At 55.9% G+C, this 24,371-nt stretch carries 22 protein-coding genes; 17 read left to right on the forward strand and 5 right to left on the reverse strand.

Going from position 1 to position 24,371, the window contains the following annotated elements; genetic code table 11:
• Positions 1-8: 8 nt before the first annotated feature.
• Genes thyA through hrpB form a run of 3 tightly spaced genes read left to right on the forward strand, consistent with a single transcriptional unit; the run spans position 9 to position 3,791 of the window.
• Entirely contained in the window at positions 9-803 is a 795-nt protein-coding gene (gene thyA, locus ONV78_RS23435; protein WP_279506835.1) for a thymidylate synthase, read from the forward strand.
• Between the two features lie 11 nt (positions 804-814).
• Complete coding sequence (locus ONV78_RS23440; protein WP_279506836.1) at positions 815-1,312, forward strand: dihydrofolate reductase; 498 nt, start codon at positions 815-817, stop codon at positions 1,310-1,312.
• On the forward strand, positions 1,263-3,791 hold the full coding sequence (gene hrpB, locus ONV78_RS23445; protein WP_279506837.1) for an ATP-dependent helicase HrpB: 2,529 nt from the start codon (positions 1,263-1,265) through the stop codon (positions 3,789-3,791). Before ONV78_RS23440 ends, hrpB begins: the two co-directional genes overlap by 50 nt.
• 128 nt (positions 3,792-3,919) lie before the next feature.
• Here the strand turns inward: hrpB and ilvD are convergent, their stop codons facing one another.
• Positions 3,920-5,764, reverse strand: coding sequence for a dihydroxy-acid dehydratase (gene ilvD, locus ONV78_RS23450; RefSeq protein WP_279506839.1), 1,845 nt, complete (start codon positions 5,762-5,764; stop codon positions 3,920-3,922).
• Positions 5,765-5,931: 167 nt separating this feature from the next.
• Here ilvD and ONV78_RS23455 point away from each other — a divergent pair, with 167 nt between their 5' ends.
• On the forward strand, positions 5,932-7,197 hold the full coding sequence (locus tag ONV78_RS23455) for an HDOD domain-containing protein (RefSeq protein WP_216736764.1): 1,266 nt from the start codon (positions 5,932-5,934) through the stop codon (positions 7,195-7,197).
• Here ONV78_RS23455 and ONV78_RS23460 read toward each other — a convergent pair.
• On the reverse strand, positions 7,194-8,051 hold the full coding sequence (locus tag ONV78_RS23460; RefSeq protein WP_279506841.1) for a potassium channel family protein: 858 nt from the start codon (positions 8,049-8,051) through the stop codon (positions 7,194-7,196). The genes ONV78_RS23455 and ONV78_RS23460 overlap by 4 nt on opposite strands.
• A gap of 218 nt (positions 8,052-8,269) precedes the next feature.
• Here ONV78_RS23460 and ONV78_RS23465 point away from each other — a divergent pair, with 218 nt between their 5' ends.
• Positions 8,270-8,851 (forward strand): LON peptidase substrate-binding domain-containing protein, encoded by a 582-nt coding sequence (locus ONV78_RS23465; protein WP_279506842.1) that lies wholly within the window; start codon positions 8,270-8,272, stop codon positions 8,849-8,851.
• Between the two features lie 35 nt (positions 8,852-8,886).
• On the opposite strand, the gene ONV78_RS23470 is transcribed toward ONV78_RS23465, so the two are convergent.
• From ONV78_RS23470 to ONV78_RS23480, 3 genes are all read right to left on the reverse strand, one after another.
• Entirely contained in the window at positions 8,887-10,320 is a 1,434-nt protein-coding gene (locus ONV78_RS23470; RefSeq protein ID WP_279506844.1) for a bifunctional DedA family/phosphatase PAP2 family protein, read from the reverse strand.
• 221 nt (positions 10,321-10,541) lie between these two features.
• Positions 10,542-11,528: a GGDEF domain-containing protein gene (locus ONV78_RS23475; RefSeq protein ID WP_216736768.1), complete on the reverse strand. Its 987-nt coding sequence runs from the start codon at positions 11,526-11,528 to the stop codon at positions 10,542-10,544.
• Positions 11,518-12,522, reverse strand: coding sequence for a GGDEF domain-containing protein (locus ONV78_RS23480; protein ID WP_216736769.1), 1,005 nt, complete (start codon positions 12,520-12,522; stop codon positions 11,518-11,520). The genes ONV78_RS23475 and ONV78_RS23480 overlap by 11 nt, the downstream gene beginning before the upstream one ends.
• A 122-nt stretch (positions 12,523-12,644) precedes the next feature.
• Here ONV78_RS23480 and ONV78_RS23485 point away from each other — a divergent pair, with 122 nt between their 5' ends.
• From ONV78_RS23485 to lipA, 12 genes are all read left to right on the forward strand, one after another.
• Positions 12,645-13,901 carry a glutamate-5-semialdehyde dehydrogenase gene (locus ONV78_RS23485; protein WP_279506848.1) on the forward strand — a complete coding sequence of 419 codons (1,257 nt, stop codon included), beginning with the start codon at positions 12,645-12,647 and terminating at the stop codon, positions 13,899-13,901.
• Between the two features lie 30 nt (positions 13,902-13,931).
• Positions 13,932-14,591, forward strand: a complete 660-nt coding sequence (nadD, locus tag ONV78_RS23490; protein ID WP_279506850.1) for a nicotinate-nucleotide adenylyltransferase — start codon at positions 13,932-13,934, stop codon at positions 14,589-14,591.
• Positions 14,592-14,698: 107 nt separating this feature from the next.
• The gene (rsfS, locus tag ONV78_RS23495) at positions 14,699-15,052 is read left to right on the forward strand and encodes a ribosome silencing factor (protein WP_011399554.1); all 354 of its coding nucleotides are present in this window, start codon (positions 14,699-14,701) and stop codon (positions 15,050-15,052) included.
• A gap of 40 nt (positions 15,053-15,092) precedes the next feature.
• A complete protein-coding gene (gene rlmH, locus ONV78_RS23500; protein ID WP_279506852.1) occupies positions 15,093-15,563 on the forward strand; it encodes a 23S rRNA (pseudouridine(1915)-N(3))-methyltransferase RlmH in 471 nt (156 codons plus the stop codon).
• A gap of 290 nt (positions 15,564-15,853) precedes the next feature.
• Positions 15,854-17,719, forward strand: coding sequence for a penicillin-binding protein 2 (mrdA, locus tag ONV78_RS23505; RefSeq protein WP_279506853.1), 1,866 nt, complete (start codon positions 15,854-15,856; stop codon positions 17,717-17,719).
• A gap of 98 nt (positions 17,720-17,817) precedes the next feature.
• Positions 17,818-18,969, forward strand: coding sequence for a rod shape-determining protein RodA (rodA, locus tag ONV78_RS23510; RefSeq protein ID WP_279506856.1), 1,152 nt, complete (start codon positions 17,818-17,820; stop codon positions 18,967-18,969).
• Between the two features lie 55 nt (positions 18,970-19,024).
• Entirely contained in the window at positions 19,025-20,080 is a 1,056-nt protein-coding gene (gene mltB, locus ONV78_RS23515; RefSeq protein ID WP_279506858.1) for a lytic murein transglycosylase B, read from the forward strand.
• On the forward strand, positions 20,034-20,936 hold the full coding sequence (locus ONV78_RS23520; RefSeq protein WP_279506859.1) for a septal ring lytic transglycosylase RlpA family protein: 903 nt from the start codon (positions 20,034-20,036) through the stop codon (positions 20,934-20,936). Before mltB ends, ONV78_RS23520 begins: the two co-directional genes overlap by 47 nt.
• A 140-nt stretch (positions 20,937-21,076) precedes the next feature.
• Positions 21,077-22,237: a D-alanyl-D-alanine carboxypeptidase gene (locus ONV78_RS23525; RefSeq protein ID WP_279506860.1), complete on the forward strand. Its 1,161-nt coding sequence runs from the start codon at positions 21,077-21,079 to the stop codon at positions 22,235-22,237.
• 139 nt (positions 22,238-22,376) lie between these two features.
• On the forward strand, positions 22,377-22,652 hold the full coding sequence (locus ONV78_RS23530; RefSeq protein ID WP_127968676.1) for a DUF493 domain-containing protein: 276 nt from the start codon (positions 22,377-22,379) through the stop codon (positions 22,650-22,652).
• A 27-nt stretch (positions 22,653-22,679) separates the two neighbouring features.
• Positions 22,680-23,348: a lipoyl(octanoyl) transferase LipB gene (lipB, locus tag ONV78_RS23535; protein ID WP_279507039.1), complete on the forward strand. Its 669-nt coding sequence runs from the start codon at positions 22,680-22,682 to the stop codon at positions 23,346-23,348.
• The gene (gene lipA, locus ONV78_RS23540) at positions 23,341-24,339 is read left to right on the forward strand and encodes a lipoyl synthase (protein ID WP_216736778.1); all 999 of its coding nucleotides are present in this window, start codon (positions 23,341-23,343) and stop codon (positions 24,337-24,339) included. Before lipB ends, lipA begins: the two co-directional genes overlap by 8 nt.
• Positions 24,340-24,371 lie beyond the last annotated feature (32 nt).

A 24,371-nucleotide genomic window follows, 5' to 3' on the forward strand; every position in this document is an offset into this window, starting at 1 on the left:
GACGTCATATGAAACAGTATCTCGACATGATGCGCCATGTGCGCGAGCAAGGGGCCGTAAAAACTGACCGCACTGGCACCGGCACCCGTAGCGTATTCGGTTATCAGATGCGCTTCGACCTGCAGCAGGGGTTTCCCCTGGTGACCACCAAGAAGCTGCACTTGCGTTCGATCATTTATGAATTGCTGTGGTTTCTGAACGGCGACACCAATATCAAGTACCTGAAAGACAATGGCGTCAGTATCTGGGACGAGTGGGCGGATGAAAGCGGCGACTTAGGGCCTGTCTATGGCTATCAGTGGCGCAGCTGGCCGGCGCCGAATGGTGAGCATATCGATCAGATTTCCAATGTGCTGGCGCAGATCAAAAACAATCCGGACTCCCGTCGTCATATGGTGGTGGCGTATAACCCCGCGTTTGTGGATCAGATGGCGCTGCCTCCCTGTCACGCCATGTTCCAGTTCTATGTGGCGGAAGGACGCTTGTCCTGCCAGTTATACCAGCGCAGCGCCGATATTTTCCTGGGCGTGCCTTTCAATATCGCTAGCTACGCGCTGCTGACGCATATGTTTGCGCAGCAATGCGACCTAGAGGTGGGGGATTTCATCTGGACCGGCGGCGATGTGCACCTGTACAACAATCATCTAAATCAGGCGGATGAGCAGCTAAGCCGCGAACCACGTCCGCTGCCGAAATTGCAGGTTCGTCGCAAGCCGGCGTCGCTGTTTGAATATGAGTTTGAAGATTTTGAGATCACGGGATACGACCCGCACCCTCATATTAAAGCGCCGGTAGCAGTGTAAGGAGCGAAGATATGAGCGCAGTTTTATCAATCGTTGTCGCCCGCGCCGAGAATGGCGCTATTGGCGTGGAAAATACGCTGCCCTGGCGTTTATCCAATGACCTGCAGTATTTCAAGCGGGTCACCATGGGTAAGCCCATTATTATGGGGCGCAAGACCTTCGATTCGATCGGGCGTCCATTGCCGGGCCGAACCAATATCGTGGTGACGCGCAATAAAGACTGGCGTCATGATGGCGTCAGCGTGGCGCATTCTCTGGAAGAGGCCGTGTCTCTGGCTGAGCGCGAGCCCGTGGAGGAAGTCATGCTGATTGGCGGCGCCGAATTATACCGGCAGGGACTGGCGGCGGCTCAGCGTGTTTACCTGACGGAGGTGAAGACCTCAGTGCAGGGCGATGCGTTTTTCCCAGAGCTTGACCCTGCTGACTGGCGTGAAACTTCTCGCGAGTCGCATCCGGCGGATGAGAAAAATCAATATCCCCATGACTTTGTCGTCTTTGAGCGGTCATAACGCCTCAGTCTCCATGCTCCCCATCGATCACATTATCCCTGAGCTTCTAACCACTCTGGAAGCTCACTCCACGGTACTGTTGCAGGCCCCGCCAGGGGCCGGTAAGACCACTCGGGTACCTTTGGCGCTGTTGGATTCGCCCTGGCGCGACGACCGCAAAATTCTGATGCTGGAGCCGCGCCGGTTAGCGGCGCGCTCCGCCGCTCGCTTTATGGCAAAGCAACTGGGAGAGCCGGTTGGACGCCGAGTCGGTTATCGTACTCGACAGGACACCAAAGTTTCCGCCGATACCCGTATCGAAGTGGTGACCGAAGGCATTTTGACCCGCCTGATTCAATCTGATCCCGCCCTGGAAGACTATGCAGCGGTGCTGTTCGACGAGTTTCACGAACGTTCTCTGCAGGCGGACCTGGGCTTGGCTTTGGTGCGTGAGAGCCAACAGGCTCTGCGGGAAGATTTGCGGATGCTGGTCATGTCCGCGACCCTGGATACCGCGCCTCTGGCCAAGCTGCTGGAAAATGCGCCAGTGCTGACCAGCGAAGGGCGCGCCTATCCCGTGGAGGTGCGCTATCGGCCCTTGCAGCGGGAGCAGCGACCAGTAGAGAAAACGGTTGCGGTGGTGCGAGAGGCGCTGGCGGAAGAAAGCGGCTCGCTGCTGGTGTTTTTACCCGGTGTAGGCGAGATTCGACGGGTTCATGACGCCTTGGCGGAGCACTTGCCAAACGGGGTGCGTTTAGCGCCTTTGTACGGCAACCTCAAAGCGGAAGAGCAGGATCAGGCGATTCTGCCTTGTGTGGAGGGCGAACGAAAAGTGGTTCTCGCCACGGCTATTGCGGAAACCAGTTTGACCATTGAGGGCGTGCGCGTGGTGATTGACGCGGGCCTGCAGCGTCGCGCGATCTTTGACGCCAACAGCGGCATGACTCGCCTCACGACGGGCAGAGTGTCAAAAGCGTCGGCGGAGCAGCGCAAAGGCCGCGCTGGCAGGTTGGAGCCCGGCGTATGCTATCGCCTCTGGTCGGAGACGGAGCAGCAGGGATTGAGACCTTTTACCCCGGCGGAAATACTGGAAGCGGATTTGGCTCCCTTGGTGCTGGAGCTGGCTCGATGGGGCGCGCGTCAGCCACAGGACTTAGTTTGGCTGGACCCACCGCCGATGGCGCACTGGCGACAGGCGGTCGATATGTTGCGCTGGTTGGACGCGCTGGATGAGACTGGCGCAATTACCTCTCATGGGGAAAGTCTGCGCGAGTTCGGCGTCCACCCCCGTTTGGCGCATATGGTGGTGATGGGGAAAGCGATCGGCGCGCCGGTGCTTGCGGCGGAAGTCGCGGCGCTCCTGGGCGAGCGGGATCTGCTGGGGCGGGATGCCGGCGCAGATCTGCAGCAGCGTGTGCGAGCCCTGCGCGGGGAATACAAAGGCGCCGGGCTGGATCGCCGACGCTTGGAAAGCGTACGTCAGGATGTGCGCAAGCTTATAGACGGCAAAGCCTCTGACGAGCTTGGGATGGATGCGGTCGGCCGGCTACTCGCGTTGGCCTACCCAGACCGCATCGCCCGACGGCGCACTTGCTCAAGTCCCCGTTACCAGCTCAGTAATGGACGCGGCGCGGCGCTGGCGGAAGAAGACTCGCTGGGGCGAGAGACTTGGCTGGTGGCGGCCGACCTTGATGGTCAGGCGCGGGAGTCCCGAATATACTTGGCGGCGGCCTTGAGTCCTGGCGATTTTGAGCTGGATTTGAGCGCTCATATCGTCACTGAAGACCAAGCGGATTGGGATGATCAGCGAGGCACGGTGGTGGCGCGTCGAGTCAAACGGCTGGGCGCATTGATTCTGGAAGAGCGACCCGTTGCGGTGAGTCCGGAGCTGATTAGGGAGGCGCTGTTGACCGCTGTACGGCGCAAAGGCCTGGACAGCCTGCCATGGAGCGATGCCGCACGGCAATGGCGCGCCCGCGTGACTTTAATGCGCAGGCAACAACCTGACGCATGGCCGGAGTTGAGCGATGACGCCTTACTGGCGGACCTGGAAAACTGGCTCGGTCCTTTCCTCAATGGCGTCTCCAACTGGGCGGGACTGCAAAAACTGGACTTGCTGTCGGCCCTGAAAACATTGGTCGACTACGCCGCACAACAGGCTCTCGACGCTCAGGCGCCAGTCGCATTGACGATTCCAACCGGGCAAAAAGTGACACTGGATTATCTGGCGGAGAGCGGTCCAGTGCTGGCGGCTAAACTACAGGCGCTGTTCGGTTGGACGGAAACGCCGCGAGTGGCCGGGGGGCAAGTACCTGTGGTGATTCACTTGTTATCCCCTTCGCAAAGACCGCTGGCGGTGACCAGTGATTTAGCCAGTTTCTGGCGCAATAGCTATCCGGATGTGCGCAAAGACATGCGCGGCCGTTACCCCAAACATCCCTGGCCGGAAGACCCTCTGACGGCGGAAGCCAAGCAGGGAACCAAGAAGCAACAGTTCTGACAGGGTGAACAACAAAGGAAGCGTTGGTGAGGGGAGGCAGTGTTGCTTTAGACGCGGCGTCAATGTGAAGCCCGTGCGGAGACTGGCTCCGCACGGGTGGGGCGATATCAGATCTGAACTTTTACAGATTACTTCAGTAGCTCTTTATCACGCACGGCGCCTTTATCGGCGGATGTCGCCAGCAGCGCGTAGGCTTTCAATGCCGTTGTCACTTTACGCGGACGCGGTTGCGCAGGCTTCCAGGCGTCGGCGCCTTTGGCTTCCATCGCCTGACGGCGCTCATTGAGCTGCTCTGGCGTCAGACTGACGTTGATGCCGCGGTTGGGAATATCAATGATGATTTCATCGCCTTCCTCAATCAGCCCGATAGCGCCGCCCGCCGCAGCTTCAGGAGAGCAGTGGCCGATGGATAGACCGGAGGTGCCGCCGGAGAAACGTCCGTCGGTGAGCAGGGCGCAGGCTTTGCCAAGTCCTTTCGACTTCAGGTAGCTGGTGGGATACAGCATTTCCTGCATGCCCGGACCGCCTTTAGGGCCTTCGTAGCGAATGATCACCACGTCGCCTTCTTTTACCTGGTCGTTCAGAATGCCTTTTACGGCGTCATCCTGGCTCTCGAAGATTCTGGCTTTGCCTTTGAACAGCAGAATGCTTTCATCGACGCCCGCAGTTTTTACGATACAGCCGTCTTCGGCGATGTTGCCGTACAGCACAGCCAGACCGCCTTGTTGGCTGAACGCATGCTCTGCGCTGCGGATACAGCCGTTTTCGCGATCCAGATCCAGCGATGACCAGCGCGTGGACTGGCTAAAGGCCTGCTGGGTCGGGATGCCCGCCGGACCGGCTTTAAAGAACTTATGCAGTTCCGGATCGTTGTTGCGCATGACATCCCATTTGTCCAGGGCGTCTTTCATCGTGTCGCTGTGCACTGTGGGAAGGTCGGTATGCAGCAGTCCCGCGCGATCCAGCTCACCCAGAATCGCCATGATGCCGCCGGCGCGATGCACGTCTTCGATATGATACTTAGGCGTGTTGGGGGCGACCTTACAGAACTGGCCGACTTTCCGCGACAGTTGGTCGATGTGGGTCATGCTGAAATCCACTTCGGCTTCCTGAGCCGCCGCCAGCAGATGCAGAATGGTGTTCGTGGAGCCGCCCATGGCGATGTCCAGGGTCATGGCGTTTTCAAAAGCCTTGAAGCTGGCGATGGAGCGCGGCAATACAGACGTGTCTTCGTCTTGATAGTAACGCTTGGTCAAGTCGACGATGCGGCGCGCTGCGTTCAGGAACAGTTGTTCACGATCAGAGTGAGTCGCCAGAGTGGTGCCGTTGCCAGGCAGGGACAGGCCGATGGCTTCAGTCAGACAGTTCATGGAGTTCGCCGTGAACATCCCGGAACAGGAGCCGCAAGTCGGGCAGGCGGAGCGTTCGTACTCTTCGGTCAGTTCGTCGGAGGCGCTGGAGTCCGCCGCGATGACCATGGCGTCCACCAGATCCAGCTTGTGCTCGGAAAGCTTGGTTTTACCCGCTTCCATCGGTCCGCCGGAAACGAAAATAGTGGGGATGTTCAGGCGCAACGCCGCCATCAGCATTCCCGGAGTGATCTTGTCGCAGTTGGAGATGCACACCAGCGCGTCAGCGCAATGGGCGTTGGCCATGTATTCCACAGAGTCGGCGATGATTTCCCGGGAGGGCAGGCTATACAGCATGCCGTCATGCCCCATGGCGATGCCATCGTCCACCGCAATGGTGTTGAATTCTTTTGCGACGCCGCCGGCGGCTTCAATTTCCCTGCACACCAGCTGGCCCAGGTCTTTCAAATGAACATGCCCGGGGACGAACTGGGTAAAAGAGTTCACAACGGCGATAATGGGTTTGGAAAAGTCTTCGGTCTTCATACCGGTGGCGCGCCAAAGAGCGCGAGCCCCAGCCATATTACGGCCTTTGGTAGTGGTACTGGAGCGGTATTCGGGCATGGTTATACTCCGTGGTTATTAAAACAGCTAACGAAAAGCACTCATCGGCTACAGGATAGCAAACTTGCCTGACCCCATAAATTCTTTTGCCGATACAGGTCGCCCCAACTTGGATATAGGTCTAGACTTGCTACTGTAGAGTGTGAGCCAACCGGAATGCGCCTCCCATGTCATCAGAATCCCTTGATCAGGCAAGCTCTGACTTGTCGCGACTGAAGCACTTTTCTCTACTGGCCAAGCTGTCTGACCCGCAGTTGGTGGTTTTGTCCTCCCGAGCGGATTATCGGCGCTACTCCAAAGGCGCCAAGATTCTCGACTTGGGAAGTCAGGACAGCTATGACTATTTTCTGCTGGAAGGCGAAGTCGCGTTGACGGCGGAAGATGGACGTACGGCGTTGATCGCTGCTGCGTCTCAGGCGGCGCGCCAACCCGTCGCGCATTTGCAGCCTCGCCGCTATGAAGTCAAAGCGAAGTCGCCCTGTGTGATGCTGGTGGTGGACCAGCCGACCTTGACCCGCATGCTGAAGGACGCGCCTTTGGACTATCAGATTGGCGAAGGCGTGTCGCAGGTGGACCGCACGGAGCATCCGGCCTATTCGTTGATCACCTCGTTTTACCAGGATTTAAATGCGCATCGGCTGACCTTGCCCAGTTTACCTGATATGGCGATGCGTATTCGTCATGTCACAGAGCAGCCCAACTTTCACCTCAACGATATATCCAAAGTGATCGTGCGCGATCCTGTGCTGACGGCGAAATTGATTCGCTCCGCCAACAGCCCCTTATATAGAGGCTTCAAGGAAATCGAGTGCTGTGAGGACGCGGTGGTGCGCCTGGGGTTGGACACCACACGACAATTGATTACGATTTTCACGCTGCGGGAGATCTTCCGCAGCAAGAACGCCATGCTGCAAAAACGCATGACCAAGCTCTGGCGACACTCCTCCGATGTGGGCGCGATCTCATTTGTGCTGGCGCGCATGACGCCGGGCATCAAGCCGGAGCAGGCGTTGCTGGCGGGCATTCTCCATGACATCGGCGTGGTGCCGGTGATTATGTACGCGGAAGAACATCCGGCGCTGCGGACTCACGAGGACATGCTGGAGAGCCTGATTATGGAGCTGCGGCAGGAAATCGGTTGCGCCTTACTGGAGAGCTGGGAGTTTCCTGACGCCTTTGTGGCGGCGGCGCGCCATGCCGAAGACTACATGTACGATTCCGGCCAGGAGACGCCCACCTATGCGGATCTGGTGATCGTGGCGCAGATCCATTCATATATTGGCAAACCGGAGCATGGCGTCATACCGCCCTTGGATCAGGTTCCCGCCTTCCATAAATTGGCCCTGGGTGAATTATCGCCACAGCGTAGCCTGCAGGTGCTGCAAATGGCGGAAGAAGAAATCAACAGCGTGCGGCGTTTGTTGACGGACTAAACGTCCGGCGTTTGTTGCGGGTCCGGATCTTCCGCCGCATCGGAACGACCATTGTTTTTGACGTTAACTTCCTCCGCTAACACGGTGATATGGCGCTCCATCCGCTCCATCTTCATTTCCAGATCGTTCAGCTTGTTCAGAATTTCCAGATCGCGGCGTACTTGATCTTTTTCGTCCTGAGAAACGAAGAAGGCGGAAAAGCCCGCTGTCAGTAATGAAAACAACGCCATGCCGAGAAGAATCAAAAAGGAGGCGAACAGTCTTCCGATGGTGCTGGTCGGCACTATATCGCCATAGCCGACCGTCGTCACCGTGACCCAGGCCCACCAGACCCCGTCCCAGGGCGTTTCAATGGCGGGATCCAGTCCTGCGATGATAAACCCCGCCATAACAATCACGATAAAACCGATAAACAGCGTGTTGCCTAGATTGTGCCGAGAGAGAAGGCGTCGCGCGGTGCCGGAAATCTGCAGCAACAGGCTGAACATAACCAGCAACCGCAGGGTGCGTAACGCGCCGGCCAGCGGCGAGAACCACCAAATCAGCGGGCAGCCGAACAGAATGATGATCAGGTTGACCCAATTATTGCGCAGGTAATAGGTTTTTTTGTCCACCAGGGCGGTGAGCAGGAGCGTCTCCACGATAAAGAACAGCCAGATCAGCCAGTCTGTGATAAGCAGCGCGTCGCCGGACAACTCATCGTTGGCCTGTAAATACCACTCGATAATGATCCAGATCGCCAACAGCATCATTGGCCACTCCAAAATCTGCCCCCAGAATCGGGCGCGTGAATTCTCTGTGGCGGATACGCCGGCCAGACCGGTGACGATAGGGAGGCGATCGGATAAAGACATGTTGGGCTTGGTTTAACTCTGCTTGGTGCGTTGTTTTCATGATTATGAAACAAATATAGCCAGCGTGGCGACGCAAGTCAGGGCCTTTTGTTTCAGTAACTTGCCATTTCACATAGGCGGTCTAATATCTGAGATTAGGCCGCTTTGACGCGTAAGGAGCGACGCAAGGCGAACAGACAGGCGCTGTTCCCCGGCTTAACGGGGTGGATGCTGCGATAATGACGAAAGAGTTCCCTATATTTCCGCTGAATTCCGTGTTGTGCCCAAAGGGGCGATTGCCGCTGCAGATATTCGAACAACGTTATCTGTCCATGATCAGCCGTTGTCTGAAATCTCACGAAGGGTTCGTCGTTGTGCTGATCAAAGACGGCAAGGAGGCGAGCGGAGACTGTACTTTCTTTGACGTTGGCTCCTACGCAAGGGTTGTCGACTTCCAGCAGCTGCCTAACGGCTTCTTGGGAATCACCGCGGAAGGCGAGTGCAAGGTGAGCATTTCCCACGCACATAGGCAAAGCGATGGATTATATGTGGCTAAAGTCGAAGCGTTAGGTCTGGAGACGCCGACGGAAACCCCTGAACAATACTCCGAGCTGGCGGACCTTCTGGGAGATCTTTTGCGTCATCCAGTGATACAGGCGCTGGGCATGAGCGTGGACTTTCAAGACGCCCGTGATGTGGGGTGGCGCCTGGTGGAACTGTTGCCGCTGGCGATGGAGGATAAACAGTATCTGTTGACCCTTGACGATCCCATCTATCGGCTTGAGCAAATTCGCTACCTTATTCACGCGTTGGCGGAGTAGCCCAGGGTGTCTTTTGACTTTGTCTTATTTCTGCTTTATCTCTGCATTTGAATACTGACGGCTTCCGGCATGGTCCAACCAAGATAGGCGCACGCCGCCAGAACAAATCCGAATAACAACCCATAACGCCAGCCGCCCCGCCACATGGGAGTTCTGTCGAAATGACTCTGCGCCACCCGGGCGAAACCACAGACCGTCAGCCCCAGTAAGGCGCCGCCGACGACATCCGAAAACCAATGCACGCCCAGGTACAGACGGCTGAACGCCACCAGCAAGGCGGCCATCGCGCCGGAAATATAGATCGGCCAGCGTCGTGGTGGACTGAACTCCCGCGCCAGCATTGATGTCGCTAATCCGTAGACCAGTACTGCGCCGCTGGTATGGCCGCTTGGGTAGGCGAAAGACGCCGGCGCCAGCAGCGCCTCCGGCCGCGCGACCTGCAGCCAGTGTTTCAGCCCGGTGGTGGCGGCGTGAGTGACCAAACCCGCGCCGACGCAACACAGCATCAGGCGCAGGTTTTTCTGCAACAGTAATAAGAGGCCGAAGAATCCAAAGGCGATATATAGAAATGTGGGGTCGCCCAGTAGCGTCATGCCTATGAAGAGATAATCCAGAATAGGAGTGTGCAGGCGCTGCATATTCTCTGCGACCCAGGCGTTCAGGTGCGACACTGCGTCAGTGTTCATCACCAACAAAGTCCACAGTATGAAAAGCAACAACGCGCAGGAACCCAGTAAAAAGGAGCTGATGGGATATTCTTTAACGCCGTCGCGAAGGCTGTAACTATTGGCCCACAAACGGCTGACTCCTGGACGCTTGGCGCCGAAACGGAGCAGGGAGCGGTAAAGTTTGCCGCTGGGGCGCAGTTGATAATGAAACTGAGTGAACAAGCTGGCCAGGCTCACCAGGATGAGAACGACGATTGTTAATACCGGGTAGAAATGTGGAGGCAGTGGCGCGCGCGTATCGATAGCGGCCCCGACCAGAAAACCGGGTACGACATAAAAGGGCGCCCAGGCCAGAGCGGACAGCAGATTAAAGGTGAAAAAGCGGCGCGCGCTCATATTGAGCATCCCCGCCACCAGGGGAATGACGGGGCGGACCGGGCCTATGAAGCGCCCGATAATGACGCTTTTACCGCCATGGCGTTGAAAGAAGCTTTCACCCTGAGTCAGAAGGTCAGGGTATTTCGACAAAGGCCACAGCCCGCGAACGCGGACATCCAGGTATTTACCCAAATAGAAACTCAAGCCATCGCCAAGGACTGCGCCGAGGAAGGCCGCCATGATTGTCCATTGCAACGCGAGCGCGCCGCCGCCGCAAATCGCAGCCAGCCCAAACAGCAATACGACGCCAGGAATAATAATGCCGGCGATAGCCAGGGACTCCAGAAACGCCACCAGGAATACGGCGATGGCTAACCAGTCAGGATGTTGTTGCACCCAAATAAGAAGAGAGTTCGGAGACACAGTGTTTCCTTTGCAACTGAATCTATTGGCGCATCATCCTGTGTAAGATTTTCAGGAAAGCGCTTTTCGGCGGGCTATTTTATGCCGCAGACGGCCGTTTTTCTAACTTTCCGCCCTGAAAGACTGGTAATGTTCGGCTTCAACGCAAGCGTATGCAGCAGGCGAGAATAAAAGGCGGCGGTTTAATTACCAAGCGGCGGCAGGAGCCTGTACGGCCCCTGTTATTTGGACTTGCTCAGCACCACTCGGTTATGGCCGGACTGCTGGGCCTGTTTCAAAGCGGTCAGCGCACGGTCCGTAAGCGCCTGATCATCCGTTTCTCCGGATTTACGCGTCAGGCAGCCTACGCTGACAGTGAGACTGTCGATGATTGGCCAGGTGCGCTCCTCCACACTGCGGCGTAAACGCTCCGCAATCACCAGCAGCCCTTCTTCCGGCGTCATCGGCAGCATGATGAAAAAGCGGCCGTTATCGACGTAATAGATGCTGTCGCCAGCCCGGGTCATTTGCAGAAGCTGGGCGCCAAACTGAGAAAGCAGCTCGTTAATGAAGTTCTGTCCTTGCACTTCTCGTTGCTGATCAAAAAAGTCGACTTCCAATACCACCAGAGACAAAGGATGGGAGGTGGCTTCCGAGCGGGAAATTTCCTGTTTGAGCGAAAACTCCAAGTGCTTTTGGTTATAGGCGCCGGTGAGCGGGTCCTTGATGGAGGCATGCACCAGAAAGCGGGATTTATGGTGATACAAATAGGCGTAAACGCCGGCCAGGCCGACTAACAGCGCATAACTGGTGGCGAAACGCAGCGTGCTGTAGAACGAGTCGCTGTAGGACAGGGCGACGCTGCTGATAAGCAGGGTGACAATGTTGAACGTGAAGGCGGGGCGCAAGGGGAGAAGCAGAAAGCTGAACAGCCCGATGCCATAAAGCCAATGCACGATCGCTTTTTGACCGCCGCTTAACTGCAGCGCGACCACGACGAGCATGACCGTCAACACTGCGAGATGGCCGCCGTAGGCGTTCAGGTCGCTGCGTCGCGCCCAGGCGTAAATAGCGCCGAACAGCATTGCCGGCGCCAGCAGAATACTCATGTAAAACAGGTCGTATAAGCCGTAGCGCACATTTTGCACGGACATGAACAGCAGCAGGAATAACGTCGCCAGATATAAGGCGATACGCGTACGGGTGCGTAGATAGGACTCAGCCAGCAAGTGTCGCCCCTCCTTCGGATTCCATTTCCAGGAATTCAGTCTGTTGATTCGCGCCTTTGTTACGGGCGAATGTGAGCGCGCGGCGGGCGTTGGCGATCAGGGTTTCCGGAGTATCGCCCACATTCAGCGTCGCCAGCCCCAGGCTAACGGTGACCGTGATCTCGCGCGTGCTTAACGCCTGCTTGGCTTTTACTCTCAGTTGTGACGCCTTCTTCGCCGCCTCTCTGGAATTGCAGTGAGGCAGCAGAATAATGAAGTCCACGTTTTCATAGCGGTAATAGCTGTCGAACAGGCGTAGATTCTCGTGCAACATGCGCCCCAGCCTGTGCAGGATGTGGTCTTTATCGTCTGCGGAAGCGTGTTCCAGGGAGTTGCTGTCGATGCTCAACGCCAGAATGGACAAGTCGGTGCCCTCCCGCTCGCTGCGCTGGATTTCCTTGTCGAGATCCTGAGTCAGATATTCGCGAGTGGAGGCGAGGGTAAGGTTATCGGTACGGCGTAGTGGTTTGAGCTGCTGCTCTTTGATCTCACGCAAATACACAAAAGCCAGAGACATCGCCAGGCTTAATAGATAGATGAAGAAGATCTGCACTTTTTCCGGCCCTTGATAGTAGCCGATAAGCGCGAGCGCCAGCGCGATGGAGTAAGCAGAAGTGACGATGGTCGCCACTTGAATCCGATAAATCAGAAAGGCGATCAACGGCACGATGTAGCACCATTGTTCGGCGGTGCCCGGGTAGCGCACCATAGCCGCCAGGGTGATGAGCACCAGAAATACCACTATCACATGGGACAACCATAACGGAGCTGGCTGCTCTCCATGGCGTTGATTGAGCTTGCCGTTGGCCAGCAGCAGGCCAGCGAATACGCCGGAGACGCCAGCCATCAACCACTCTGCGAAAAGTGCGGCGCCCAGCGCCAGAAGTGCGGCGACCACCGCCGCGAGAGAATAAGCTTTACTGCGCAGTTGGTTGTTCAGCTCAACGGGCGTCATGTTGTTTTATATTATGCATCGAGGATTTGAGTATAAGTTGTCAGTATTATTCAGCATTTGCTGATGTATAATAGCCAGTTTACATCATGTTTCGGAAATACCAAGCAGAGGTCTTAGACTGCATGGATATAAATGCCTACATGCACGAAGTGGGGAGCGAAGCCCGCTCGGCGTCCCGTTTGATTGCTAAAGCAGACACCGGCGTCAAGAACAAAGCGCTGATCGCTACTGCGGAAGCTATCGACGCCGCGCGAGAAGAACTGATGGCCGCTAACGGCAAGGATCTGGAATCCGGTCGGGCGAATGGACTGGATGCAGCATTGCTGGATCGTCTGGAGCTGACGCCAGCCCGTATCGACGCCATGATCGAAGGTTTGCATCAGGTTGCAGCGCTGCCGGACCCGGTAGGCGAAATCACTGGCCTTAACTATCGCCCGAGCGGAATTCAGGTTGGCAAAATGCGCGTGCCGTTGGGCGTAGTGGGCATCATCTATGAGTCTCGTCCCAATGTGACCGTTGAAGCGGCCAGCCTGTGCTTGAAATCAGGCAACGCCACTATTCTGCGTGGGGGCTCCGAAGCTATCCATTCCAATCAGGCGATCGCCGCTTGTATCGAGAAAGGTCTGAAAGCCGCAGGCTTGCCGGCGTCGGTGGTGCAGGTGATTAAGACGACGGACCGGGCTGCTGTGGGCGAACTGATTACCATGCCAGACTATGTCGACGTTATCGTACCTCGTGGCGGCAAGGGATTGATCGAACGCATCAGTCGCGAAGCCCGGGTGCCCGTCATCAAGCATCTGGATGGCGTCTGCCATGTTTTTATTGACCGCGATGCGGATCTGAATAAAGCCCTGACTATTGCGGTTAACTCGAAAACCCAGCGTTATGGCACGTGTAATACCATGGAGACGCTATTGGTGGACGCGCCTGTCGCCGCAACCATTTTGCCGCAGTTGGCGCAAGCCTACGCCGAGAAAGGCGTTGAGTTGCGTGGCTGCGAGCGGACCCGGGAAATCCTGCCACAGGCGTTGAGCGCGGTAGAGGCGGACTGGTCTGAGGAATATCTGGCGCCGATTCTGGCCATCAAAGTAGTGGAAGATCTGGACGGCGCGATTGCTCATATCAATCACTATGGCTCGCAACATACTGATGCGATTGTGACAGAGAGCTACAGCAAAGGCCGTCGTTTTCTGACGGAGGTGGATTCCAGTTCAGTGATGATCAACGCTTCCACGCGATTTGCAGACGGTTTCGAGTATGGCCTGGGCGCGGAAATCGGCATTTCCACCGATAAAATTCACGCGCGCGGTCCCGTCGGTTTGGAAGGACTGACCTCACAAAAATACGTGGTGCTCGGGGATGGCCATATTCGGCAGTAACGGGCGCGAGGAAAGACTTCCTACCTGATCATGCAGGAACATTCTCCCATAGTGCTGCTTGGCGGCACTTTTGACCCTATACACTTCGGTCACTTGCGTACGGCGCTGGAATTACAGCAGCACTTCGGCGAGATGGCGGAAGTGCGCCTGATTCCCTGTGGCGACCCTCGCCATCGCGCCGCGCCCAAGGCCTCTGGCGAGCATCGTCTGGCGATGCTGCGACTGGCGTTGGAAGGAGAACCAGGCTTGCGCATTGACGAAGTTGAGGTGCGCAGAACCGGCGCCAGCTATACGGTGGATACGCTGTTGGAGCTGCGTCAGGAGGTCGGTAATCAGCGGCCGTTGGTATTCGTTATGGGGACAGACGCTTTTGAGTCGCTGCCAAAATGGCGAAGATGGCTGGAAATTATTCAATTAGCCCATATAATGGTGGTTAACAGACCTGGTTGGTCATTTTGTGAGCAAGGTGAGTTGGGAGATTTTTTGCGTCAGCACTCCGCAGAGAGCAATAACGACCTGATACGCCAGCCTGCCGGAAAGGTTGGATTTATTACGCTTACCCAAATGGGAATTTCCAGTTCCAAGGTGCGTGAGCTAATCGGCTTGCGCCTATCCCCCCGTTTCTTACTACCGGATTCGGTGTGGCGATATATTCGCCAGCATCGTCTATATGGCGCTGTGAATGCCTAGGGCGCTTTTCCTTAATTATTGCAACGCGACAGTTATTGGAAACCGCTTGCGGGCGGCGGGCGCCGCATTATTTAAATATTCTTTAACCCCCCCCTCTATGAGGCGTTATGGAGACTGAAAATCTGAAAGAGATAGTCATTAAGGCACTGGAAGATATCAAAGCAAAAGATATCTCAGTGCTGGATGTAAAAGACCGCACTAGCGTAACGGACTACATGGTCATCGCCAGCGGAACCTCGAATCGTCACGTTAAATCCATCGCGGATAACGTCATTGCTGAAGTCAAAGCCAACGGCGGCCGTCCGCTGGGCTCTGAAGGCGGCGCGGCGTCTGATTGGATCCTCGTGGATCTGGGCGATATCGTGGTCCATGTCATGCTGCCGTCGTCCCGGGAGTTTTATGATCTGGAGCGCTTCTGGCGCGATTCGCCAGTGGCGGAATCCATGTCGCATCACGTGTAATTCCGGCGATAAAGTATTTATTGACGATTAAAGAATTACAGTGCGGATAAAGCTAATCGCAGTGGGCGGTAAAATGCCTGGCTGGGTTGAGCAGGGCTATAACGAGTACGTTAAACGTATGCCTCGTGACATGCCCTTGCAGCTCATCGAAATCCCCATGCCCAGGCGTCAAAAGAACGCGGACCCGCAAAAGCTCAAGATCCAGGAAGGGGAGAGCATTTTGCAATCGCTGGGCTCTAGCGATCATGTCGTCGCATTGGAAGTCGAAGGCAAGCCTTGGTCCACCCCTCAATTGTCACAACAAATGGAGCGCTGGCGTATGTCCGGGCAGGATGTCGCTTTGCTGGTGGGGGGGCCGGACGGGTTGAGCAATGCGTGTCGAGCGAGAGCGAATCAGCAATGGTCGCTGTCGCCGCTGACGCTGCCGCATCCGTTGGTTCGAGTGCTGCTCGCAGAGCAACTTTATCGAGCCTGGACCATATTGCAAGGACATCCTTACCACCGGGAGTAATCGCTATACTGGCGTCTGGCCTGATCGAGGGTGACAGCGGGCGGGTCGTATTGACGGCCCCGACCCTTGAGCCTGATTCTGGACTGAAGACTGAGCTGAGTTGCCTTTCAAATAAGGGAAGCTAAGGAAGAGGGAAAATAAAAGGTAAGTATGGGAAAAATGGAAAGATAGTAAGTACCGTCCTCGGATAGATAGGACTAAGATAATAGCGCCTGCGTCCGCGATCAGAATAATATCTACCGGCGGAGCCTGACATAACCAGCAACTGACGGTATTGACCACATAGAACCATGGCTTCTCGAGAGCTGAAAGACCACTTCCGCGAGCAACGCATTTTTTTTCATCGGGCCATTTGGGCTGCTCTGGGAGTGATCGCCCTGAGTATCGCGCTGTTTGCCCGCTATTACTACCTGCAAATCAGTCAACACGAAGTCTATAAGACCCTCTCCGACCGTAACCGCATGCAATTGCAGTCCATCACGCCCACTCGTGGCCTGATCTATGATCGCAACGGCGTTTTGCTGGCGGATAACCAACCCACATTTTCCCTCACGCTGGTGAAAGAGCGGACCAAAGACGTGGACGCCACCATTGCGGAACTGCAGGACATTCTTGAGATTACGGATGACGATGTGGAGTCGTTCCGAAAACGTATGGGGCAGCGCAGACGGCCTTATGAGTCAGTGACGCTGAAATCGCGTCTGACGGAGGAGGAAATTGCCCGCATCGCCGTTAACCGACACCGCCTCGCGGGGGTTGAAGTCGAGGCGGAGTTGATCCGCTATTATCCGTTGGGCGACACCCTGGCCCATGTGCTGGGATATGTCGGCCGCATCAGCGAGCGGGAACTGAAACAGGTCGATCCCGCCAACTACAGCGGCACACAGTACTACGGCAAGCTTGGGGTGGAACGCCATTATGAGAGCCTGCTGCATGGTTCTGTTGGCTATCAGACGGTAGAGACTGACGCGCGCGGTCGTGTGCTGAGAGTTCTTGACCGTGTTGCGCCAACCCCGGGCGCGGATATTTCACTGTATCTGGATGTCAATTTACAACGCGCGGCCATCGAAGCGCTGGATGGCCGACGGGGCGCGGTCGTGGCGATAGAGCCATCCACTGGCGGGATTCTCGCGCTGGTCAGTACGCCCAGTTTTGATCCCAACCTGTTTGTCACCGGCATCGACTCCGCGACCTACAAAGCGTTGCAGGATTCGCCGGACATCCCTCTCTTTAACCGCGCTCTGCGGGGACAGTATCCGCCTGGCTCCACCATCAAACCATTTCTTGGTCTGGCGGGACTGGATACGGAAACCATCAACGTCAATTCCCGGGTATGGGATCCAGGCTGGTATCAACTTAAAAACGATGACCGCAAGTATCGCGACTGGAAACGCTCCGGCCATGGTTGGGTGGACCTCAATGCCTCCATCGAGCAGTCTTGCGACGTTTTCTTCTATGACATGGCCTTCAAAATGGGGGTCGATAATATGTATGCCTACATGGCGCAGTTCGGCTTCGGCGAGCAGATGGTTTACGACATCGACGAAGCCCAGGACGGCATCTTGCCCTCGCGGGAGTGGAAGCGTGCGGCGCGGCGACTTCCCTGGTTCCCTGGCGATTCGTTGAATATGGGAATTGGTCAGGGCTTTATGCTTTCCACTCCCATGCAGTTGGCCACGGCGACGGCGGTTTTGGCTAATCGAGGCAAGTGGGTGCGTCCCCGTTTGATCAAGACCATCAATGAAAGTGAAGTGGCGGATATTGAGTCGCCTCCTGACGTTACGCTCAAGCAGGAGTGGTACTGGAACTATGTGATCAAGGCGATGGAAGGCGTTATGCATGGGCGTCACGGCACTGCCCGTTCCAGTGGTAAGGACTCCTCCTACAAAATGGCGGGGAAAACCGGGACAGCGCAGGTGATCGGCATCAAACAGAATGCCGTGTACGATGCGGAAGCCATCGCTGAGCGTCATCGCGACCATGCGCTTTTCGTTGGGTTTGCGCCAGTGGACAACCCCAAAATCGCCGTAGCGGTATTGGTTGAAAACGGCGGAGGCGGTAGCGGCGCAGCTGCGCCAGTGGCGCGCAAGATGTTTGACGCTCACCTGGTTGGGCCTAAGCTGGAGCCAGGGCAGATGCAGGCGGCTTCGCCCTGAACTAGATTTGTATTGATGCGCGGGCGGGTCCCGTTGCGATTATTACTATAAACATTTGTCCCGACCGAAGTTGGGCGACGCAGATCGATACCTGGGATATGAAAAGCAGCGATTTCGTAAGGCAGTTACCCGGCGGTGAGGCGCATTTCAGTCGACCTCGCACGCTTGCCAGCATTCTTCACATCGACGTTCCGCTATTTACTTTGCTGCTGACTCTGGTGCTTGGCGGTTTGTTTGTACTGTATAGCGGCAGTGAAAAAAGCATGTCTGATGTGGCCAGACAAGGTATTCACTTCGCTGTCGCCTCTTCTTTGATGCTGATACTGGCTCGATTTGATCCACAAGTATTTCGCCGCTGGGCCCCATGGGTATTTTTTATTGGACTGGCCGGTTTGGTGGCGGTATTGGTGTTCGGTAGCGACGCCAAAGGCGCGCAGCGCTGGCTGAAAATTCCTGGCGTTGGCGTACGGGTGCAGCCATCGGAATTTATGAAGCTGGCGGTACCGATGATGGTGGCCTGGTACCTCTCGGATCGTATTTTACCCCCATCTTTCAAACATATTATCGGGGCGCTGATCATCATTTTTGTCCCCGCCGCCTTGATCGCCAAGCAGCCTGACTTGGGAACGGCGATCCTGATCGCCGCGTCAGGCGTTTTCGTGTTGTTATTCGCAGGACTTGGACTGCGTTGGATTCTCGGCTGTCTGGCGGGCGTCGCGGCGCTGGCGCCGGCGATGTGGTTTTTCGTTATGCACGATTACCAAAAGCAGCGGGTGCTGACGTTCCTTGATCCCGAGTCGGACCCTTTACGCACAGGCTGGAATATCATTCAGTCCAAAACGGCGATTGGCTCCGGCGGCTTTGGCGGTAAAGGCTGGCTGGAAGGCACTCAATCCCATTTGGACTTCCTGCCGGAGAGCCACACGGACTTTATTATCGCTGTGCTGGCGGAGGAGTTCGGCTATATCGGCGTGGCCTGTATTCTTACGCTGTATATGATGATTATCGGTCGCGGGCTATATATCGCGGCTAACGGTCAGGATACGTTTTCCCGTCTGCTGGCGGGATCGCTGATCATGACGTTCTTCGTTTACGTTTTCGTCAATATGGGCATGGTGAGCGGCATACTGCCGGTCGTTGGCGTGCCCTTGCCATTGGTCAGTTACGGCGGTACGTCCGTGCTTACCCTGATGGCGTCGTTCGGCATACTGATGTCGATTCATACTCATAAGAAAATGCTGTCCAGATAAACTCAAAAGGCTGTCCTGCTCTATGGTGGGGCCTCCTCCGAGACGAAGGGGATCTATGCAATCCTGGAACATTCCTCAAAGAATAAAAAAGTCCGCGCTGGCGATGCTTGTACTCAGTGCGTTGAGCGCAGGCGTGGCGAATGCGGCGGAAGAAAACGTCGCCTATAAGACTCACCCGGAAGCCAAAAAATTTATCGCCAGCATGGCGAGCAAGCATGGCTTTGATAAGGCGCAGCTACAGCAGATTTTCTCTGGTGCGGAGAAAAAGCAGGACATTATCGACGCGATGAAGCGGCCGGCGGAGAAAGTGCTGGAATGGAAGGATTATCGCCGGATATTTCTCACCGACCAGCGCATTGCCGGCGGTAAGGTGTTTATGAAGGAGAACAAGGACGCGTTGCTTCGGGCTGAAGCGCAATATGGCGTCCCGGCGCAGGTCATCACGGCGATTATTGGCGTGGAAACTCTGTACGGTCGCCATAAGGGGCGCTACCGGGTTATTGACGCCTTATCCACGCTGGCGTTTGATTACCCGCCGCGTAGCAAGTTCTTCCGCAGCGAACTGGAGCAATACCTGTTGCTTGGTCGGGAGCAGGGCTTCGACGTCATGAGCCTGACGGGCTCCTATGCGGGCGCAATGGGGTATGGGCAGTTCATACCTAGCAGTTACCGCAGCTATGCCGTTGATTTTAATGACGATAAGATTGCTGATATTCTGACTGACAAAACGGATGCGATTGGCAGCGTGGCCAATTACCTGGCGCGGCATGGCTGGCGTCAGGGCGAGGGCGTGGCGATGCAGGTCGAGATGCAAAAAGCGCCGCCAGCCTCGTTATTGCCGAAGAAACAGAAGCCGGCGCAAAGCGTCGATAAATTAAAAAAGGCGGGTGTGCCCGTCCCTGAGTCATTGGATGATAAAACTCGCGCCAGACTGATGGCGTTGGAGGCGGAATCCGGCAAGGAATATTGGCTGGGACTACAGAATTTTTATGTGATAACCCGCTATAACCACAGCGATTTATACGCCATGGCGGTGTTCCAACTCAGTGAGGCGATAAGAAACGATGATTCGAGCAATACGGACGGGCCAGCGGACGCGACTGGGGCTTAACGCCCTGACGTTGCTGATGGTCCTGTTGGCGGCGGGGTGCTCCACGACGCCTTCCTCCCGCTATCATATTCAGAACGATCGGGGACCGGACGGCGATGTGGACCTGAGCCACCTGAAAGAGCCGACTCCCCGCAAAGAGCCGCGTAGTCGCGGCGGTAACAAAAGCCCTTATTCTGTTTGGGGTAAAACCTACTACGTGATGAACACCAGCGACGGCTATGTGGAAGAAGGCGTGGCCTCCTGGTACGGAACCAAGTTTCACGGCTATAAGACGTCCAACGGCGAAACATACAACATGTATGACTATACCGCCGCCCATAAAAGCCTGCCTTTGCCTACTTATGTGCGGGTGACTAATCTGGAAAATGGCCGCAGCGTGATCGTGCGGGTGAATGATCGTGGGCCGTTCCATGGCGGTAGACTGATTGATTTATCCTACGCGGCGGCGAAAAAGCTGGGTTACGACAAGAAGGGCACCGCCCGCGTAAGAGTGGAAGTGGTGACGGAAGCCACGACGCCGGCGCAGGTAGCGCACGCGGCGACTTCCAAGCCCGTTGTGACGTCGGCTCCGGCGCCAGCGCCAACACCAACATCTTCAGGCGCGGCGCAAGGATATTTTTTACAGGTGGGAGCGTTCAGCACGGAACTGGGGGCGATTAAAGTGCGCAACCACATCAGCTCGCTGCTGGATGCGCCGGTCTTCGTTAGCAAGCCGGAAACAGACTCGATCTATCGGGTGAGAGTAGGGCCGTTCGTGAAAGAGGAAGAAGCCGCTCGTTTTCTGGATATTCTGCAGCGCGCAGCCTATCCGGAAACCATGCTGATCAAGCGGTCGCTGAATAATCCCAGCATTTGAACGCGGGGTTACGGGTTACCGCAAGTTAATGCGACAGAGTTTCAGTTCGGGGTGAATTAACCCCGGCTTTCCGTTACTATTCAGCAGCAAAACCGCGACCTAATCACACACAAATCCAAGTAAAAGCCAGAGAACCAATCATGTCATTACCAAGGATGCGAGTTTATATTGCATTTTTCCTGTGCTGGGCCGTTAGCGCAGCCTGGGCGGACCAAGCTTCCCTGATTCCTTCGGCTCCGCAAATCGCAGCCTCTTCATACATCCTGATGGACGCTGAAAGCGGCGCCATTATCGTTGAGAAAAATTCTGAAGAACGCCTTCCTCCCGCCAGCTTGACCAAGATGATGACGTCTTATGTGCTGGATTACGAAGTTAATCAGGGCAACGTCAACTTCAATGACGAAGCGCCGATCAGCGTGAAAGCCTGGAAGACCGGCGGTTCTAAAATGTTCGTGCGTGAGGGCACCAGCGTTCGTCTGGGTGATCTGATCAAGGGCATTATCATTCAGTCCGGCAACGACGCCAGCGTCGCTGTTGCGGAGTTTCTCGCCGGCAGTGAAGACGCGTTTGCTTCCATGATGAACCAGCACGCGCAGCGTCTGGGCATGAATAACACCAATTTTGAAAACGCCACTGGCCTGCCTTCGGAGAACCATTACTCCTCCGCGCATGACTTGGCGAAGTTGGCGAAAGCAATTATCAACGACTTCCCTAAACAATATCCGCTTTATTCAGAAAAATACTTTACTTACAACAATATCCGTCAGCCGAACCGCAACCTGCTGTTGTGGCGCGACAAGTCCGTGGATGGTCTGAAAACCGGCCATACGGAAGAAGCGGGATATTGTCTGGTGTCCTCCGCTGTGCGCGACGGCATGCGTCTGATCAGTGTAGTGATGGGCACCAAGAGCGAAGAAGCCCGCGCTCGCGAGACGCTGAAGCTGCTGAACTATGGTTTCCGTTATTTTGAAACCCATAAGCTGTACTCCGCCGGACAAAAGCTGGTGGACAGCGACATTTGGGCCGGCTCCGCCGATACGGTTCCGCTTGGCCTGAGCAAGGAAATTGTGGTGACGATCCCACGCGGCAAGAAAGACGCGCTGGAAGCCACGGTCGATATCGACAAAGTCATCAAGGCGCCGATTGAAGTGGGCGCGGAGCTGGGCAAACTAACCGTTAAGCTGAACGGCGAGTTGCTGCTGGAAAAGCCGGTGGTGGCCCTGGAAGCGGTTGAGGAAGCTGGCTTCTTCAAGCGTATCTGGCATGCTATCGTGCTGTTCTTTATGGGATTATTTGAATAAGCGCAAACGCCGGGACAAGGGCGAGCCAAAACGCCCTGTAAAAGCGTATAATAAGCAGACCTCTGGCCGCGTGGCGACCAGAGGTTTTGTTCATTTTTAACCCAGGCGGTTTGTCTTGGTTGCTGTTAAAGGTGCTCTCATGACCGATAGCCAAAAAGAGGCTCCCAAAATTGAATTTCCCTGCGACTATCCGTTGAAAGTCATCGGTGTGGCGGGGCCTGATTTTCAGGAAACCGTGGCGACAATTGTACGCGCCCATGCGCCTGAGTTTGATGCGTCTTCGATTGACGTGCTCGACAGCCGCAACGGTAAATATCTTTCATTGCGTTTCAGTATTCAGGCCCAGAGCGAAGAGCATATTCGTCGTCTGTTCCTGGACCTGAAAGCGCACAGCGCTGTGCAAATGGTGCTGTAAGTCGTGATGCAGCAGGACTCTGTCGAGATGGAAACTGTAGCGTCGACGCAAACGCTGATCGTGCGACGTTTTAGCCTGATGCCTTATGAGCCGGTTTGGCGAGCGATGCAGGACTTTACGCAACAGCGTGACGCTGAGACCACTGACGAAGTCTGGTTGTTGCAGCACGAATCTGTTTTCACCCAGGGACAGGCTGGCGACGCCGAACATGTGTTGTTTCCCGGCGATATTCCTGTCGTGCAGGTGGATCGCGGCGGTCAGGTGACCTACCACGGTCCCGGCCAACTAATGGTGTATTTACTTTTGGATCTGCGGCGTCTCAAAATGGGCGCCCGAGATCTGGTGACAATGATCGAAAACACGCTGGTGGATACGCTGGCGGGATACGGTATCGAAGCCCATGCCCGCAAAGATGCGCCCGGCGTGTATGTGGGCGACGCCAAAATAGCGTCCCTGGGGTTGAGAATTCGACGCGGTTCCTCATTCCATGGTCTGGCCTTGAATGTGGATATGGATCTGGAGCCCTTTTTGCGCATTAATCCCTGCGGCTATCAGGGGTTGCGAATGACGCAGATAAAAGAATTCGTACCGGATGTGAGCTGGGCATCAGTCGCCGATGCGTGGCTGAGCCAATTTGTCCGCGCAGCGGGCTTCCAATCAGTTGTAGAGCAGAGAGGGTTACCCGGAGATGAGTGAAACCAACGTACAAGGTTCTCTGGCTGAGACGCCGAAAGCGGCGGTCAAGCGGGTGGAGCAGGGCGTTAAGCTGCGCGGTTACGACAAAGTATCCCGCAATCCCGTCAAGATTATCGCGACTGACGCTGTGCCCAGAAAACCGGACTGGATTCGGGTGCGCCTGTCCTCTTCCCCCAGTGTGGAAGCCATCAAGCAAAAGCTGCGTAAGCTGAACCTGCATTCTGTCTGCGAAGAGGCGTCCTGCCCTAACCTGAGCGAGTGCTTCAGCCATGGCACCGCTACTTTCATGATCATGGGGGACATCTGTACGCGCCGTTGTCCTTTCTGCGACGTGGCCCATGGCCGCCCTAACGCGCTTGACGAAAACGAGCCGACGCATCTGGCGCAAGCCATTGCTGAAATGAATCTTAAGTACGTGGTCATCACTTCGGTGGACCGCGACGATCTGCGCGACGGCGGCGCAGGGCACTTCGCCAAGTGCATTAGCGAATCCCGCAAATACAGCCCAAATCTGAAAATCGAAGTGCTGGTGCCTGACTTCCGTGGTCGCATGGACGTGGCGCTGGATATTCTGCGCGAGTCTCCGCCTGACGTTTTCAACCATAACCTGGAGACGGTGCCCCGCTTGTACAAGCAGGCGCGCCCCGGCGCTGATTACGCCTGGTCTCTTTTGTTGTTGAAGCGTTTCAAAGAAGCGGCGCCGGACGTGCCGACCAAATCTGGCCTGATGCTGGGTATTGGCGAAGAAATTGAAGAAGTTAAGCAGGTCATGAGAGATCTGCGCGCGCACAATACCGATATGCTGACTCTGGGCCAGTATCTGGCTCCATCCAAAGATCACCTGCCGGTCGTGCGTTTCGTGCATCCTGATGAGTTCAAGGAACTGGCGGATTATGGTTACGAAATCGGCTTTAAGCAGGTGGCGAGCGGCCCGTTGGTGAGATCTTCCTATCACGCGGACAAGCAGGCCGCCGGCGAGAGCATCTCCTGACGCGAAACTTTTAAAGGGAATATTGAATGCGG

The organism is Hahella sp. CR1 (genome assembly GCF_029813005.1).
Classification (GTDB): Bacteria; Pseudomonadota; Gammaproteobacteria; order Pseudomonadales; family Oleiphilaceae; genus Hahella.